15 protein-coding genes are annotated in these 15,834 nt (G+C 40.6%); 5 read left to right on the forward strand and 10 right to left on the reverse strand.

Translation table 11 applies throughout. The features are described from left to right. Window positions 1-10 precede the first annotated feature (10 nt). The 6 genes from hisS to ndk form a co-directional block, all read right to left on the reverse strand. Window positions 11-1,291 (reverse strand): histidine--tRNA ligase, encoded by a 1,281-nt coding sequence (gene hisS, locus LOS73_RS04500; protein ID WP_007377437.1) that lies wholly within the window; start codon window positions 1,289-1,291, stop codon window positions 11-13. Window positions 1,292-1,687: 396 nt separating this feature from the next. Next, on the reverse strand, window positions 1,688-2,806 hold the full coding sequence (gene ispG / locus LOS73_RS04505) for a flavodoxin-dependent (E)-4-hydroxy-3-methylbut-2-enyl-diphosphate synthase (RefSeq protein WP_008139556.1): 1,119 nt from the start codon (window positions 2,804-2,806) through the stop codon (window positions 1,688-1,690). Between the two features lie 5 nt (window positions 2,807-2,811). Beyond that, window positions 2,812-3,660 (reverse strand): RodZ domain-containing protein, encoded by an 849-nt coding sequence (locus LOS73_RS04510; RefSeq protein WP_007377439.1) that lies wholly within the window; start codon window positions 3,658-3,660, stop codon window positions 2,812-2,814. Further along, window positions 3,657-5,450 carry a type IV pilus biogenesis/stability protein PilW gene (gene pilW / locus LOS73_RS04515; RefSeq protein ID WP_457934553.1) on the reverse strand — a complete coding sequence of 598 codons (1,794 nt, stop codon included), beginning with the start codon at window positions 5,448-5,450 and terminating at the stop codon, window positions 3,657-3,659. The genes LOS73_RS04510 and pilW overlap by 4 nt, the downstream gene beginning before the upstream one ends. A gap of 116 nt (window positions 5,451-5,566) precedes the next feature. Continuing rightward, window positions 5,567-6,697, reverse strand: coding sequence for a bifunctional tRNA (adenosine(37)-C2)-methyltransferase TrmG/ribosomal RNA large subunit methyltransferase RlmN (locus LOS73_RS04520; RefSeq protein ID WP_007377441.1), 1,131 nt, complete (start codon window positions 6,695-6,697; stop codon window positions 5,567-5,569). A 169-nt stretch (window positions 6,698-6,866) separates the two neighbouring features. After that, entirely contained in the window at window positions 6,867-7,298 is a 432-nt protein-coding gene (gene ndk / locus LOS73_RS04525) for a nucleoside-diphosphate kinase (protein WP_007377442.1), read from the reverse strand. A gap of 216 nt (window positions 7,299-7,514) precedes the next feature. Here ndk and trhP point away from each other — a divergent pair, with 216 nt between their 5' ends. Next, window positions 7,515-8,900: a prephenate-dependent tRNA uridine(34) hydroxylase TrhP gene (trhP, locus tag LOS73_RS04530; RefSeq protein ID WP_457934554.1), complete on the forward strand. Its 1,386-nt coding sequence runs from the start codon at window positions 7,515-7,517 to the stop codon at window positions 8,898-8,900. A 109-nt stretch (window positions 8,901-9,009) separates the two neighbouring features. On the opposite strand, the gene LOS73_RS04535 is transcribed toward trhP, so the two are convergent. The 4 genes from LOS73_RS04535 to LOS73_RS04550 all read right to left on the reverse strand — a co-directional run bounded on the left by LOS73_RS04535 (window position 9,010) and on the right by LOS73_RS04550 (window position 10,495). Next, on the reverse strand, window positions 9,010-9,279 hold the full coding sequence (locus LOS73_RS04535; RefSeq protein WP_008139548.1) for a hypothetical protein: 270 nt from the start codon (window positions 9,277-9,279) through the stop codon (window positions 9,010-9,012). Next, the gene (locus tag LOS73_RS04540; RefSeq protein WP_008139546.1) at window positions 9,240-9,830 is read right to left on the reverse strand and encodes a type II toxin-antitoxin system HipA family toxin; all 591 of its coding nucleotides are present in this window, start codon (window positions 9,828-9,830) and stop codon (window positions 9,240-9,242) included. Before LOS73_RS04540 ends, LOS73_RS04535 begins: the two co-directional genes overlap by 40 nt. Window positions 9,831-9,903: 73 nt before the next feature. After that, window positions 9,904-10,245, reverse strand: coding sequence for a HipA N-terminal domain-containing protein (locus tag LOS73_RS04545; protein WP_337150028.1), 342 nt, complete (start codon window positions 10,243-10,245; stop codon window positions 9,904-9,906). After that, window positions 10,232-10,495 (reverse strand): helix-turn-helix domain-containing protein, encoded by a 264-nt coding sequence (locus LOS73_RS04550; RefSeq protein ID WP_457934555.1) that lies wholly within the window; start codon window positions 10,493-10,495, stop codon window positions 10,232-10,234. The genes LOS73_RS04545 and LOS73_RS04550 overlap by 14 nt, the downstream gene beginning before the upstream one ends. Window positions 10,496-10,735: 240 nt before the next feature. Here LOS73_RS04550 and LOS73_RS04555 point away from each other — a divergent pair, with 240 nt between their 5' ends. The 4 genes from LOS73_RS04555 to LOS73_RS04570 all read left to right on the forward strand — a co-directional run bounded on the left by LOS73_RS04555 (window position 10,736) and on the right by LOS73_RS04570 (window position 15,809). Then, window positions 10,736-10,981 carry a YfhL family 4Fe-4S dicluster ferredoxin gene (locus LOS73_RS04555; RefSeq protein ID WP_045984404.1) on the forward strand — a complete coding sequence of 82 codons (246 nt, stop codon included), beginning with the start codon at window positions 10,736-10,738 and terminating at the stop codon, window positions 10,979-10,981. Window positions 10,982-11,444: 463 nt separating this feature from the next. Then, window positions 11,445-13,172 (forward strand): N-6 DNA methylase, encoded by a 1,728-nt coding sequence (locus LOS73_RS04560; RefSeq protein ID WP_457934556.1) that lies wholly within the window; start codon window positions 11,445-11,447, stop codon window positions 13,170-13,172. Further along, a complete protein-coding gene (locus LOS73_RS04565; protein WP_457934558.1) occupies window positions 13,162-14,226 on the forward strand; it encodes a PDDEXK nuclease domain-containing protein in 1,065 nt (354 codons plus the stop codon). Before LOS73_RS04560 ends, LOS73_RS04565 begins: the two co-directional genes overlap by 11 nt. 125 nt (window positions 14,227-14,351) lie before the next feature. After that, window positions 14,352-15,809: a restriction endonuclease subunit S gene (locus LOS73_RS04570; RefSeq protein ID WP_457934559.1), complete on the forward strand. Its 1,458-nt coding sequence runs from the start codon at window positions 14,352-14,354 to the stop codon at window positions 15,807-15,809. The last annotated feature ends 25 nt before the right edge of the window (window positions 15,810-15,834 follow it).

A 15,834-nucleotide genomic window follows, 5' to 3' on the forward strand; every position in this document is an offset into this window, starting at 1 on the left:
TAATGTCAGCTTAGCCGTTAATAAGCTCAGCTAATAGCGTTTTAGCTTGTTCTAATTCTAGTGTGACTTGTTCTTTACGTTCACGTAAGTACTTTATAGTCACAACGCCTTTTTCTAATTCATCTTCACCGATAATAACAGCAACAAGTGCATCGCTTTTATCAGCACGTTTTAATTGTTTTTTAAAGTTACCGCCGCCAGCATGTACCATAACACGTAAACCGGCTACGTCACGACGTAGTTCAGAGGCAATAATAGGTGCTTGAATACTTGCTTTGTCGCCCATCGCTGCTAAATATACATCAGCATTGCGACGAATGTCACCCACACACTCAATAGCCTGTAGCAATAATACTAAACGTTCTAGGCCCATTGCAAAACCAACCGCTGGGGTTGCTTTACCACCTAGTTGCTCAACTAAACCATCGTAACGACCGCCAGCACAAACAGTGCCTTGTGCGCCTAAACTGTCGGTTACCCATTCAAATACGGTACGGTTGTAGTAGTCTAAACCACGTACTAATTTTTCATTAACCGTGTATGAGACGCCTGCGGCGTCTAAACGTTCACATAAATTTTCAAAATGTTCTTTTGATTCAACATCTAGGTGCTCAGATAATTTAGGTGCGTCGGTTAATATGGCTTGTACATCTGGGTTTTTGCTATCAAGTACGCGTAATGGGTTTGAATACATACGACGTTTTGAATCTTCATCAAGCACATCTATGTGTTGTTCAAGGTAAGCTACTAATGCATCACGGTAATCGGCGCGCGCTTCGTTAGATCCTAATGAGTTAAGCTCTAAGCGTACGTGCTCAGTAATACCAAATGCTTCCCATAGTTGCGCTGTTAATAAAATAACTTCGGCATCTATATCGGCTGTGGCAATACCAAACGTTTCTAAACCAAATTGGTGAAACTGGCGGTAACGACCTTTTTGCGGGCGTTCATGGCGAAACATTGGTCCCATATACCAAAGACGCTGCTCTTGGTTATATAATAATCCATTTTCGTTACCTGCGCGCACACATACAGCGGTGCCTTCAGGGCGCAGTGTTAATAAGTCGCCATTGCGATCTGCAAAGGTGTACATTTCTTTTTCTACTATATCGGTTACTTCACCAATAGAGCGTTTAAATAAGTCGGTTGATTCTACAATAGGAAAACGAATTTCTTGATAACCGAACGATGCTACTGTCTCGCGTAAAATGCTTTCTACTTTCTGCCAAACTTGTGTGTCGCCTGGCAGACAATCGTTCATACCGCGAACTGCCTGAATTTGTTTTGCCACTGATAAATCCTAAATGCTGTTTATGTGTAATAAAAAATGCTTACACAACAAGAATGCTAAAAATTGACCCGCTATTATATACCCAAACTACCCCAAGATGCGACTTTCAGTTGGAATTAAAAGCGATTTAGGCAAGGCATTGATTGCAAATAATAGAGGTTCTATTGTTAAAATCAATAACGCAGTATAAATCGCTTTAAAACCAACCCATTGGGCGGTTCACAGGCACTTACTCTCATCGTTGTTACTTTTTAAAAGGGATTGCCATACTTGCAAAGTAACGCCTTGATATTAAATCCCTGTGAAACGCTGAGTTCTGTATTTTGAGGTGGTTTGGGTATCCACTTGCTATAAAGGTCAACGGCAAACAGCGTTGTTTGCCACTAAATACGGTATTTATTCGACTATTTTTATGTCGATAGGTGTTTGGTTTTGCTTTTGGGCTATAAAGTCACGTACATAACCTTCGAGTTGTTCAACAATATTATTGTTATCGATACGTGCTTTTTGACGCTCGCCATTAATATATAAGCCAGAGCGACGGTTTGCACCAGCAAGACCTATATCACTAACGAGTGCTTCACCTGGGCCATTTACAACACAACCAATTACCGAAACCGATACAGGCTCAATAATATCCTCTAAACGCTCTTCAAGCTGGTTCATGGTGCTAACTACATCAAACTCTTGGCGTGAGCAGCTAGGGCAGGCAATAAAGTTAATACCGCGTGAGCGTATACGCAGCGATTTTAAAATATCAAAGCCTACTTTGATTTCTTGTACTGGGTCGGCTGCAAGTGATACTCGTAGTGTGTCGCCAATGCCTTCAGCAAGTAACATACCTAAACCAACGGCTGATTTTACCGAACCTGAGCGCATGCCGCCTGCTTCGGTAATACCTAAATGCAGTGGTTGGTCTATTTCTTTAGCAAGTAAGCGATAAGCGCCTACCGCTAAAAATACATCTGATGCTTTTACTGATATTTTAAATTGGTCAAAATCAAGACGGCGTAATATATCTACATGGCGCATTGCTGATTCTAATAAGGCTTCAGGTGTAGGCTCGCCGTATTTTTCTTGTAAGTCGCGCTCAAGTGAGCCGCCATTTACACCAATACGAATAGGAATGTTATGCTCGCGAGCTGAATCGACCACGGCTCTAATACGTTCTTCGCTGCCTATATTACCTGGGTTTATTCGTAGGCAATCCACGCCGTATTTTGCCACTTTTAAGGCTATACGGTAATCAAAGTGAATATCGGCTACTAAAGGGATAGTGACTTGTTCTTTAATACTTTTAAATGCATCTGCTGCATCCATTGTTGGCACTGACACACGCACAATGTCGGCACCGGCATCTTGTATTGCCTGAATTTGTGCCACGGTTGCATCTACGTCCATGGTATCGGTATTGGTCATTGATTGCACTGCAATCGGTGCACCATCACCAATAGGTACATTACCTACATTGATACGAGTTGATTTTCTGCGTTTAATTGGAGATTCTGAAAACATAGCGACTACTCTGCTAGTGGTAATTTAAATTTAGCTAAACGATTTTTAGGAAAAGCCGAAATGTCGATAGGCTCACCATCCAAGGTAATACTTACAACGTCATGCTTACCTAGTACAACAGAAAAAGGAGGAGTACCGCTAACCGTCATCTGGTAGCCTGCTTTTTTAACACCAAAAGCTACTTTTTCACCCTCACCGTCATAAACTTCAACCCAGCTTTCATCGTTAAAGTTCATCACGATTGTACTTATACCTGGTGTTTTATCCAGATCAGTAGTTACTGTTTCTACGGGTTGTTCTACTGAATCATTTAATGTTTCGCTTTGCGGTTGTACCGTTTTATTAGTATCTGCTTGTTGTTCTTGTTCAAAAAAAGGAGATTGTGCTGCTTGTCGCTCACTCATAATTGAGTTCTCAACATTAATATTACTTGTTTGTTCTTCAATTGGCGTGGCATTTTGCCAAAACCAAAGTGCAGACGAACCAATGACGATCGCTAAAATAATATAACTCACGAACATTAATCGGCTGTCATTGGCTTCTTTCTCCGTTCGGCGTGAAAAGCTTTGCATGTTCGCGGGTTTAGCCGGCTCAGGTGGGGCTGGCATCATAGCTAGAATAGGCGTGCAATCAACTTTTAATTCTCGGCAATAGTTTTTAATATAACCTTTTACAAACGTAATAGGACCGAGTAATTGAAATTCATCGTTTTCAAGACGCTTTATTTGTAGTTCAGATAGTTTTAACGGCTTAGCAATTGCTTCAATGCTCACATTCGCTTGCTCACGATGTGCTTTTAGTATTTGACCAACCGTTGGTTGTTCGCTCTGTGTTTGCGTATTGTCTTCATTCATAATGTGTATGAGTCTGGATCCACTAGTAAAAGTCTATGCCCTGGCGTAAGTGCTATGTCAGGACTTAATTTATTCCATCGCATTAATTGATCAATTAATACACGCCGCTGGGTAGCTATTTCGTAAAGGGTGTCGCCAGCTTTAATTTCGTAATAAACATTAGGATCGTTTAGGTAAATTTTACTTCCATTCATTACCCGATCCGACTCTTTTAAACCATTCCATTGTAGAAGTTTTTGTAGTTTAACATTGTATCGCACCGAAATGCTAAATAGGTTTTCACCGAATTGAATTACATGAAATGGGATGCTTAAAGTTGGTACTTTAGGGTTAAGCATTGGTGGTTCAATGTGTTCACTTGCCTCATAACTCTTAAACTGTATGTCATTATTATTTTGGCGGCTACTTTCAGCAAACACGTTAGTATCTTTCATTGCAGTGTAAAAAACAACATCAGAATCATTCTGTTCTATAGGAGCCTTTATTACAGGGGGAGTTTGCTGCGAATTAAAGTTTGCATCTTTAGGGGCACCAAAAGAAATTATTTTAATGCTGTCATTTGGTTTAGTTAATGTTTTTTCGGCTTGTTTTTGTGATTTAGGTACTTGTGGAGCGGCGACCGTTTTTTGCATCATATTAGCTGAACTATGACCAGTTGTTAAAGCAAGCATGATAGCCGATGTATCGGTTTTAGTACTTGAACTAGTTACTGTTGGTGTCGTTTCTTTTTCTGAAATAGATGATGGGGGCGCGCTTGTATAAGTATTTCCTTTATTAATTGGATTAACAGTACTTGCAATAACTGAACTTGCATTATCCATTTGAGTTTGGGGTGCTAAACTTATGCGTTTGTTATCGTTGGTAACTAAGCTTGTTGAATTATCTCTAGCAATGTGTTTTTTCCGGGTGATTTTTATTTTTGGTTTAACACTAATTTGTCCACCATTACTTGTTTCTTGTAATTCATCAAGTTTAGCTTTTCGGTATTTTTCTCTTAAAATTTCAAATTCGCTTAACCGTACTTTTTGCTCTCGAATTACGTATGCTTCATTACTCGTTGGGTAGGTCTGTGAAATAGTGGTCGCAATTTTTTCTGCATCTTCTATTTTACCCATTCGATTTTTTATTAAATAGTTAAGCATCAAAGCCCGAGATGAAACTTTGCCTGTATCGTCATAACGCTTTAAAAGCTCACTTGCTTTGTGTAAATCACTTTTAGCATAAAACAGTGCAGCTAAACTGATTAAAGTAGACGTTCTTTGCGAGCTGTGGTTCATGGCTTGTTTAAAATAACTTTCAGCATTATCAAAATCGTTAAACTCAATGGCACATAAAGCTAAATTTTCGTAGCTTTCTGCAACACGAATGTAGCTAGGGATTTCTATTGCTTTTAAAAATTGATCAGTGGCTCGGTCGTATTCATTTATGCCACATAAAAATACACCGTAGTTATTTAAGGTATTTGGATCGTCTGGTTTTATGGCGAGTGCTTTTTGGTAGGCTTTATCGGCCAGTATATTTTCACCAACTTGTTGATAGTAATAAGCTAGAGAGTAATGAACCTCTGGTAAATTTGGTGCAAATTCGGCTGCACGCTCTAGATTATATTTAGCCTGAGAATTATTGCCTGTATTTAGGTATTGTAATGCTAGAGCAATACGCGTTCGCGCTGCGCCTATATTATTAATTTTATTTTCGACGACGGGTTTGTCACTGCCGTTATAACTATTTTCGGTTACACACCCGCTTAGAGCGAGTGCCGATATAGTTAAAGCAAGTAAAGATCGCATTACCTTATCTCTGTATTTTAATCCATATCTTCTATCTTACCTAAAAGCCTTTATGTTGCATCATATATTTAAAAATAAACGAATTAATATAAAGGCTTTAAGTATTTTACTAAAAGTTATGCTTGATGAATGTTTACACTAATCGCATTATCATCACGCATTTTCTTTTTAGCTAAGCGCTTAGTACGATCCACTACATCACCCACTAGTTGTCCACAAGCTGCATCAATATCGTCCCCTCGAGTACGACGAACAATACAGGTAACGCCAGCTGCTTGTAATACCTTTGAAAAGCGATCAATACGGCTGTTACTTGAGCGAGTGTACTCATTACCTGGGAACGGGTTAAACGGAATAAGGTTTACTTTAGATGGTGTGCCTTTTAACGTTTGCACGAGTGCATGCGCCTGATCGGTGCTGTCGTTAATACCGTTAAGCATAACGTATTCAACGGTTACGTCTTTATTAGCTTTTGAACCGTCGATATAACGACGACACGCGGCTAAAAATTCTTCAATTGGGTACTTTTTATTAACGGGCACTAAAATGTCACGCAGTGCGTTATCTGGTGCATGCAATGAAATAGCCAGTGCTACGTCAATTTTCTCTTTTAGTAAATCAAGTGCAGGTACAACGCCTGACGTACTTAATGTTACGCGGCGCTTAGATAAACCAAAGCCCCAATCGTCCATCATTAATTCCATTGCTGGCACTACGTTTTTAAGATTAAGTAAAGGCTCGCCCATACCCATCATTACAACGTTAGTGACTGGGCGCTTTTCGCTATGGCCATCAAGGCCTATATCTTTAGCTACACGCCAAACTTGACCAATGATTTCAGATACTTTTAAGTTACGGTTAAAGCCTTGTTGAGCAGTAGAACAAAAAGTACATTCAAGCGCACAACCCACCTGTGATGATACACATAAAGTAGCGCGTTCTTTTTCAGGGATCCAAACAGCTTCTACTTCTTGGCCGCCTTCAAGAATAAGTGCGTACTTAATAGTGCCATCGCTCGCTTGTTGGCGAACGGTGATTTCTGGTGCAACAATTTCGCATTCAGCTTTAAGCTTTTCTTTAAGCTTTTTATTTACGTTGGTCATTTCGTCAAAGTTATCTACGCCAAAATGATAAATCCATTTCATCACCTGGTCACTACGAAACGGTTTTTCACCGAACGATGCAAATAGCTCGCGCATTGCATCTCGGTTTAAATCTAATAAGTTAATCTTTTTTTGCTCGGTCATGAAACAACCTCAATCGGTGACGGTGGAGATAAAATTTACGAGGACGAATTGTACACAATTCACTCACTTTAATCATTAAGTAAAATATCAAAAAATGCACTTATGGATACTTTGCGTAATGACTAAAAAAGGGCCCGAAAGCCCTTTTCAATATGTTAACGAATTCGAATTAACGAGTACGTGAACAAAGCTCTTCGTCAGCGAAGAAGTACGCGATTTCGCGAGCAGCAGATTCAACAGCGTCAGAACCGTGAACAGCATTTTCGTCGATGCTATCAGCGTAGTCTGCACGTAAAGTACCAGCTAGTGCTTCAGCAGGGTTAGTAGCACCCATGATTTCACGGTTTTTAAGAACAGCGTTTTCGCCTTCAAGAACGGTAACCATTACTGGACCAGATGTCATGAAAGATACTAAAGCACCGAAGAAAGGACGTTCGCTATGTTCTGCGTAGAAACCTTCAGCTTTCTCTTGTGAAAGGTGAACCATTTTAGCTGCAACGATTTTAAGGCCAGCAGATTCGAAACGGTTGTAGATAGCGCCAATGTGGTTTTTAGCAACTGCATCAGGTTTTACGATTGAGAAAGTACGCTCTAAAGCCATCTTTATGCTCCAATAATTTTAAGTAAAAGTGTGAATATTAACGGGCGCGAATTATACGCGTTTTAAGTGAAAAATCCTAATTTTATTAAAAACCAGTTTGATTGCAGTTTTGTGATCTCGATCAAAAGCACAATGCTTGGCGGATTTATAATGCCGCGCTCGTAAATTAATTAATCATGCAACCGACTTATACTCGGTTCGATGTATGGAGCGCACATGCCAACTGTTTCTTCTTTAACTTCTTTTGTACCTGAACTGTTATGCCCTGCAGGGAGCTTAAAAAATATGCGCTACGCGTTTGCTTATGGCGCAGATGCGGTTTATGCGGGGCAGCCTCGTTATAGTTTGCGTGTGCGTAATAATGAGTTTGACCTAGAGACCCTGCAAATAGGCATTAGTGAAGCGCATGCGCAAAATAAAAAGTTTTATGTGGTGTCTAATATTGCGCCGCATAACGCTAAAGTAAAATCGTATTTACGTGATATAGAGCCAGTTATAGCAATGAAACCCGATGCGCTGATTATGTCAGACCCTGGTTTAATTATGCTTGTTCGTGAAAAATGGCCAGCCATGCCTATTCACTTATCGGTACAGGCTAACGCCGTAAACTTTGCAAGTGTGCAGTTTTGGGCGAAGCAGGGCATTGAGCGGGTTATTTTATCAAGGGAGCTGTCGCTTGAGGAAATTAGTGAGATACGCACACTTTGCCCAAATACTGAGCTTGAAGTATTTGTACATGGCGCACTGTGCATGGCGTATTCAGGGCGTTGTTTGCTCTCCGGTTACATAAACAAACGCGACCCAAACCAAGGTACCTGTACCAATGCATGCAGATGGGATTACGATGTTAAGCCAGGTGTTGAGAACGAAACCGGCGAAATGGTGCATAAAATTGATCCCAAACAGGTTATTCCTACATTAGGTGAAGGCGCGCCGAGTAACGATGTATTTATGTTAGAGGAGCAAGGCCGCCCTGGCGAATACATGCCTGCGTTTGAGGATGAACACGGCACGTATATTATGAATTCCAAAGATTTACGCGCTGTACAATATGTAGAGCAGCTCACAAAAATGGGTGTACATAGTTTAAAAATAGAAGGGCGTACTAAGTCATTTTATTATGTGGCGCGCACTGCACAAGTTTATCGCAAAGCAATAGACGATGCGGTTGCAGGCAAGCCGTTTGATGCGGATTTATTTAAAACATTAGAAAACTTAGCGCACCGTGGTTACACCGAAGGCTTTTTAAAACGTCACGCCCATCAAGATTACCAAAATTACGAGTATGGTCACTCTGTATCAACTAAGCAGCAATTTGTGGGTGAAGTACTTGGGCGCTGCGAAAATGGCTTAGTTGAAATAGACGTTAAAAATAAATTTTGCACAGGCCACTCTTTAGAGCTAATGACGCCAAAGGGAAATATTAGTTTTGTGCTTGAATACATGGAAAACAAAAAAGGCGAAAGTATTAGCGATGCTAAAGGCTCTGGTCACATTGTAAAAATACCGCTAGATGAGGGCGTTAACTTAGCGCACGCTATTTTAATGCGTAACCTAGATGCACACCAAGATACCCGAAATCCGTTTAAACAAGCAGTTTAAGGGGTATAAGTAACACCAAAAATCGGTATTTTGGTGTTACTTCATAATCTATTTTAACTACCCGTTAAATGCTTATTCATGGCGTACGTATTATTAAGCTGTTGCTCTATTAAGCTAATCGTTTTTTATTTACGTCGAGTGTTTTAGCGGTGTCTTTAAAGTTTAAAATAATCTCCGCTATTTCAGATATTATAACTTGTACTTGTTTCCAGTTTGCATAACCTGCTGCAGAGGCCAGCTTTTGAATCGCTTTTAGTGGCGGGTTTTTTCCAAATCCAGCAAACGAAGTAGCATGCTCGTTAAAAGGGTGAGGACTAAAAGTGACATCATAAAAAGGCGCTAAATCCCACTCACCAGAATCTTCTTGTAAAAAGCCCATTTTTTACTGTGGTCGTCTTGGTTACAGCTAAATAAATTAAACATAGCCCGACGAAATTGTAATTGCCCCGCAGCAGGTGATTTGCATAAAACACGGCTCGCTTTAATTAAATCCTCATAATCTAATGTAAGTGTACGAAAATCAGCATCTAGCAAGCCACATGCACTATGCATATGTTTGCAGCCCATTTTATCACCCGTTAATTTAAACCTATCGAATCGCTTTAAGGCAAGCCATTGCTTTGCACCGGTCCCTTCTGGGGCGGGTACCAGTAATCGTTGAGGTGGGTTTAATCCCGCTTGTTCAGCTAAATCCAAATACACAGCTTCACATAACCCTTTCTCATGTCCTAAAGCGAGGTTTTTGGATGTGAATTTGATTAACCAAGCATCATCGCCTGTTTTAGGTTTTGTCCTACATTCTTGTATATTATTGTCAGGAAAATAAATTTGAGCTTTAGGGCGTGCACCGCCGGAGCTGCCAGCAGCCACTAACGCAGAAAGTACTTTTTCTGTCTGCCCGTCAAATATTGCTTGGGCTTGTTGACCCAATGTAGCAAGACCAGCGTCATCGTCATTTGTGCCATCATAATGAGTTTCAGGTGTAAACGATAATGCCCCATAGCTAAATGGCCAACAAAAGATAGCGGTCCATTTGGGTCACAAAGTTAGGCATTATATTATTTTGTCTGAATACACGGTCCTGTAGTAGTAACCCCCACTCATCAGGTAAACAATCAGAAAAGACCCCATGCAATCCATTATGTGGGCTTTTGGGTGCTAACTGAACATCTCTATTGAAGGCGAGTGAGAATGGCGAAAGATTACCATATGTGTCTAAATAACTTTGGTCGAACTGAAAATAAACACCTTGCCTATTTTGAGCAAGTACACCCACCATTAACTCTGTTGAGTCTGACAGTGTACGTTTTACTTCTAGCTTTTCTATGGGTTTAATAAAGGCCATTGTTTAATTCCTGATCAATAGGCGTTGGCGCATTCTTGCCTTGAGTTGGCGCTTTTGTTAAGTCATATAAACGAGTTAAATCGTCGAGTGTTTGCCACAAAAGCAATAGCTGCCTAAACGAAATAAGCCCTGTAACCTCAAACTTTTTTATTGTAGAAGCCGGTACTGTGCTTTTTTTAGCTAACGCCTCGCGTGACATTTTTGCTTTTTTGCGACGTTCTTTTAGGTGCTCAGCAAAAGCCAGCTGCACATCACCTTCGCTTAATAATTAATAACAGAACCTCGCGAACTTGATTGGGCATTACTGTGTCCAAAATTGCTTTTTTATGAGCGTAATGGATATTATAGTGTCCATTTTTAGTTATAAAGTTAATGATTGAATGCGAGTTACCCAATGTAATTTTTATTGATTGAGATCAACAAGAAAACGCAGAATAAAATGCATAATTTACGGCTGCAAATTTATGCTAGAAGTACTAGAGGTTAGAGAATGGCTTTACTAATTAACAGCAAATGTATTAACTGCGACATGTGCGATCCAGAATGCCCTAACGAAGCCATTTACATGGGCGCTAAAATTTACCAAATAGCCCCCGCAAAATGCACTGAATGCGTAGGCCATTACGACAAACCAACCTGTGTCAGCGTATGCCCAATTGACTGCATAAAGCCCGATCCTAATCATCGAGAAAATATAGACGAACTGGCTGAGAAATATGTCAGGCTAACGAGTTAGTTTGTTAATTGGCTTTTATGTGTAATGGGTTACAAAGCGAAAGTTGCGACACTGTCGCAATAATCAAACTGCTCGCATATTGCGTATTGTGACTAGGGCGTGTTGATCTTTGGTGGGTGAGTTTGCAGCTGTATGTTTGGTTTTTAGGCAAGGCAGAGCCTATGTAGTGTGGTTATTCCCCATAAATAGGCGATAACGCAGCATAAATACCAAACATGCGCTGCCCTTTGGGTTCTTTCTAGGGACGATAAACTCTTTGTTGCTCGGTTTTTACTTAGCCCACTAGGTTACAAACCTCGCGCCGCGATTTAATCGCCCCTAGATTGAACAAATTTCAATCCACAAAGATCAACACGCCCTAATAAATATCCCCTCATATATTTTTAATTAAGTCTCAATAATTCGCGCTCTTTACGGTATGATAACTCAATAATTTGTATTGATATTCTGGTCTGAGATAGCTATGGAAACCGCACCTAAAAAAACCGCCACAAAGCCCGCTACTAAAAAAGTTGCTAAAAAAGTTGCTAAAAAAAACACAAAACAAGCACAAGTCGGGTTTGAAGAATCGCTTTGGGATGCCGCCAATAAACTACGTGGCAGTGTTGAATCAGCCGAATATAAGCACATTGTTTTAAGCTTAATCTTTCTTAAATTTATTAGTGACAAGTTTGAAGTACGTCAAAAAGCCATTATTGCTGAGCACGGCGATGAATACATCGACATGGTCGACTTTTACGCAATGGATAACGTGTTTTATCTTCCAGAAGACGCCCGCTGGTCATACATTCAAACCAACGCCAAGCAAGGCGATATTGCCGTTAAAATAGATACCGCACTTCACGGCGTTGAAAAAAACAATAAATCACTCGCGGGCGCATTGCCCGATAACTACTTTTCACGTTTAGGGCTTGATGCCAGTAAGCTCTCAGCGTTAATCGATACTATTAATAATATCGACACCATCGCCAACCAAAACGAAAAAACAGAAGAAGACTTAGTTGGCCGTGTTTACGAATACTTTTTAGGTAAATTTGCTGCATCTGAAGGTAAAGGCGGGGGCGAGTTCTATACGCCAAAATCAATTGTTACCCTAATAGCCGATATGATTGAACCATTTGAAGGTAAAATTTACGACCCATGTTGTGGCTCGGGCGGTATGTTTGTGCAATCGCTTAAATTTATAAATAGCCATAACGGTAATCAAAAAAATGTGTCTATTTATGGGCAAGAGTACACCAACACCACCTATAAACTGGCAAAAATGAACCTTGCTGTGCGCGGTATTTCGGGCAATTTAGGCGATATAGCAGGCGATACCTTTTTTAAAGATCAACACCCCGACCTAAAAGCCGATTACATAATGGCAAATCCACCATTTAACCAAAAACAGTGGCGCGCCGATAACGAACTAGTTGACGATGCCCGCTGGGCCGGTTACCCAACACCGCCTACTGGTAATGCCAACTATGCGTGGATCATGCACATGATCTCAAAACTCAGCGAACATGGCACGGCAGGCTTTGTGCTGGCTAACGGCTCAATGAGTTCAAACACCAGTGGCGAGGGCGATATTCGCCAAAAAATAATCGAAAACGATCTAGTCGATTGCATGATAGCTCTACCAGGGCAGTTGTTTTACACCACGCAAATCCCGGTGTGTTTATGGTTTATAAGTAAAGATAAAAAAGGCAATAACGAAAAAGGCCTACTAAAACGCCGTGACCGCCAAGGCGAAACGCTATTTATAGACGCCCGCGAAATGGGCTCTATGGTTAACCGTACCTTAAAAGAACTCACCAACGACGACATAGCTAAAATAACCCAAACCTACCACATTTGGCGTGGCGAAGAGCTAACTACTGCAAGTACCGAGCGAGAAAGCGCAAATAAAGAGCAAAGCGAAAATAAAGAGCAAGAACAAGAGTACAAAGATGTCGCCGGTTACTGTAAATCAGCCACCCTTGCCGATATAAAAGCGAACGACTACGTACTTACCCCTGGGCGCTATGTCGGCGCGGCCGATATTATCGACGACGGTATCCCGTTTGAAACCAAAATGAGCGAACTTAGCCAAACCCTTTATAGCCAAATGAATCAAGCAGATGAACTTGATAACGCCATTCGTAAAAACTTGCAGGCCTTAGGCTATGGTGAAGAGCGTGATGGAGAAAAACGTAATGACTCATAGTGAAGAACACCCATCGACTCAAAACGAGCACTTATTAGTTGATATTCGCCGCATTGTTGAGCAAGCCCGTGGGCAAGTTAAACAAACCGTAAATACCGCCATGCTGCAAGCGTATTGGCAAATAGGGCGCTTAATTGTAGAAGATGAGCAAGGCGGTGAAACACGCGCAGCCTACGGCAAAGCAACATTAAAACGGTTATCGCAGCAACTCAGCACAGACTATGGCAGAGGATTTGACATAACCAACCTGCGTAATATGCGCCGTTTTTATCTCGCCTTTGAAAAACGAGACGCAGTGCGTCTCGAATTAAGCTGGACGCATTATCGTGTACTATTACGGGTTGATAGTTCAGCTGCGCGCAACTGGTATCGAGATGAAGCCATTTTACAAAATTGGTCGGCGCGCGCGTTAGAACGTCAAATAGGTACGCTATATTACGAACGCTTATTGTCTAGCAAAGAAAAACAACCCGTTGAGCAAGAAGCCCAACAAAACACACAAGTATTGGCAGAGTCCGCAAAAGGCTACCTGCGCGATCCCTACATTTTAGATTTTTTAAACCTGCAAGACAAAAGCTATCAAGAAAACGACCTAGAGCAAGGCATTATAAATAACTTACAACAGTTTTTATTAGAACTTGGTAAAGGCTTTGCTTTTGTAGAACGCCAAAAGCGTATCCGTTTTGATGACGAAGACTTTTATATCGACCTCGTTTTTTATAATTTTAAACTCAAGTGTTTTTTATTGCTCGACTTAAAAATTGGCAAACTCAAGCACCAAGATATAGGCCAAATGGATACCTACATTCGCTTGTACGATGATCGATACACCAGCAGCGACGATAACCCCACCATAGGTTTAGTTATATGCAGTGAAAAAAGCGAAGCCGTTGTTAAATACTCTGTACTGAGCGACCAAAAACAACTCTTTGCCGCAAAATATTTAGCCCATCTACCCAGCGAAGAAGAGCTGCGCATAGAACTCCAAAAAGAGCGCGAACGTGTGCAAGCGCAGTTGCTTAACCAGCAAGTTAAAGGCCAAGATAATGAATAAACAAATTGGGTGTGTTGTTGATAGCCAAATGAAGCAAAGCGATGAGCTTGGTAAAGCTATTCGTAAAAACGTGGAGGCGCTGGGTTATGGGGAGTAACTTAGAATATAAACCTTTAAAGTCCTTCTTGGCAGAAAAACCCCGTAATGGGCTTTATAAAGGAAATGAACACCAAGGTTCGGGTAATCGTTGGATTAAAATGAATGAAATATTTTCATTAGATTTTATATCTAATGAAAATACTACAGAGAAGCTAATGGTCACTGAATCAGAAATTGAAAGGTTTTCTTGTAAATCTGGCGATTTATTATTCGGCCGAACGTCTCTAACCTTGGAAGGAGTTGGGGACTGTTTGCTTGTCCAAGATATTGATGATCAACCTATCTTTGAGTCAAACTTATTTAGACTGAGATTTGATTTGGCGAAAGCATACCCACTTTTCTTTTACTATTTTTTTAAGTCACTTTATGGACGACAGATAATACAGCGTATCGCTAAACAAACAGCGGCAACGAGTATTACTGCGACGGACTTGATCGAAGAAGACGTACCAAACTTCTCATATTCGGATCAAGTTAAGATAGCGAACCTAATAAATGGATTCGATAAAAAAACTTACTTAAACCGCCAAACCAATCAAACTTTAGAACAAATGGCGCAGGCGCTGTTTAAAAGCTGGTTTGTTGATTTTGATCCAGTATTCGACAACCTACTTGCGAGCGTTGATTTTAAGTTGGAAAACCTTGAAACTAGTCTGCCTGATGAGTTAAAACAAAAAGCACAGCGCCGCTTAATGGCACTGGACAGTTTGGAAAATGCGGCAGAATGCAAAGCCTCACTCATTGCACTCGCTCACGAGTTACAAGCACAGTTACCAACAAAAGAAGCAACACAAGCAGCAGTGCAAATATTAGGTAAAACCGCTGAAACCCCCGTTAAAGCAAACTTTAACGCCAACCCTAAAATATTAGCGCAACACGCCAATACCCACGCCCACTTCACCAATGAGTTCGAGCACAGCGAACAACTAGGCTGGATACCAAAAGGCTGGAAGCAAAAATATCTAAGTGATTTACTTGAAGTTAAATATGGTAAAGATCACAAAAAATTAGATGATGGAAAGTATCCTGTTTACGGCTCGGGCGGACTTATGCGTTATGCCGAAAGTTTTTTGTATGATGGGGAGTCTGTACTTATCCCTAGGAAAGGCACTTTGAGTAATATTATGCATATAAATGGCTCATTTTGGACTGTTGATACTATGTTTTACACGATCCCTAAAGTACCAAAGGTTGCAAAGTTTATGTTTTACCACTTGAAAGCTTTAGACTTTGCAGCAATGAATGTAGGGTCAGCTGTACCAAGCATGACAACTAAAGTACTTAATAGCTTAGAGCTACTTTTTCCTTCAGTAGAAGTTCTTTATAAGTTTGACAGAGTAATCGAGGATTATTTTAACAAGATAGATTTCAACAAATTAAATATCAACCAACTTGAAAGTTTACGAAATACTTTGCTACCCAAACTCATCTCTGGCGAATTACAAATACCCGATGTAGCCACTGATGAAGAAATAGTAGATTAACCTTAGCTAAGCGTTTAAAGGCCAT

The organism is Pseudoalteromonas sp. SCSIO 43210 (genome assembly GCF_054133285.1).

Bases quoted from the DNA above. Each gene is read 5' to 3' on its own strand.
- ispG (WP_008139556.1), bottom strand. From the start codon at position 2,806: ATGTTTTCAGAATCTCCAATTAAACGCAGAAAATCAACTCGTATCAAT.
- LOS73_RS04510 (WP_007377439.1), bottom strand. From the start codon at position 3,660: ATGAATGAAGACAATACGCAAACACAGAGCGAACAACCAACGGTTGGT.
- pilW (WP_457934553.1), bottom strand. From the start codon at position 5,450: ATGCGATCTTTACTTGCTTTAACTATATCGGCACTCGCTCTAAGCGGG.
- LOS73_RS04520 (WP_007377441.1), bottom strand. From the start codon at position 6,697: ATGACCGAGCAAAAAAAGATTAACTTATTAGATTTAAACCGAGATGCA.
- ndk (WP_007377442.1), bottom strand. From the start codon at position 7,298: ATGGCTTTAGAGCGTACTTTCTCAATCGTAAAACCTGATGCAGTTGCT.
- trhP (WP_457934554.1), top strand. From the start codon at position 7,515: ATGCCAACTGTTTCTTCTTTAACTTCTTTTGTACCTGAACTGTTATGC.
- LOS73_RS04535 (WP_008139548.1), bottom strand. From the start codon at position 9,279: ATGGGCTTTTTACAAGAAGATTCTGGTGAGTGGGATTTAGCGCCTTTT.
- LOS73_RS04545 (WP_337150028.1), bottom strand. From the start codon at position 10,245: ATGGCCTTTATTAAACCCATAGAAAAGCTAGAAGTAAAACGTACACTG.
- LOS73_RS04555 (WP_045984404.1), top strand. From the start codon at position 10,736: ATGGCTTTACTAATTAACAGCAAATGTATTAACTGCGACATGTGCGAT.
- LOS73_RS04560 (WP_457934556.1), top strand. From the start codon at position 11,445: ATGGAAACCGCACCTAAAAAAACCGCCACAAAGCCCGCTACTAAAAAA.
- LOS73_RS04565 (WP_457934558.1), top strand. From the start codon at position 13,162: ATGACTCATAGTGAAGAACACCCATCGACTCAAAACGAGCACTTATTA.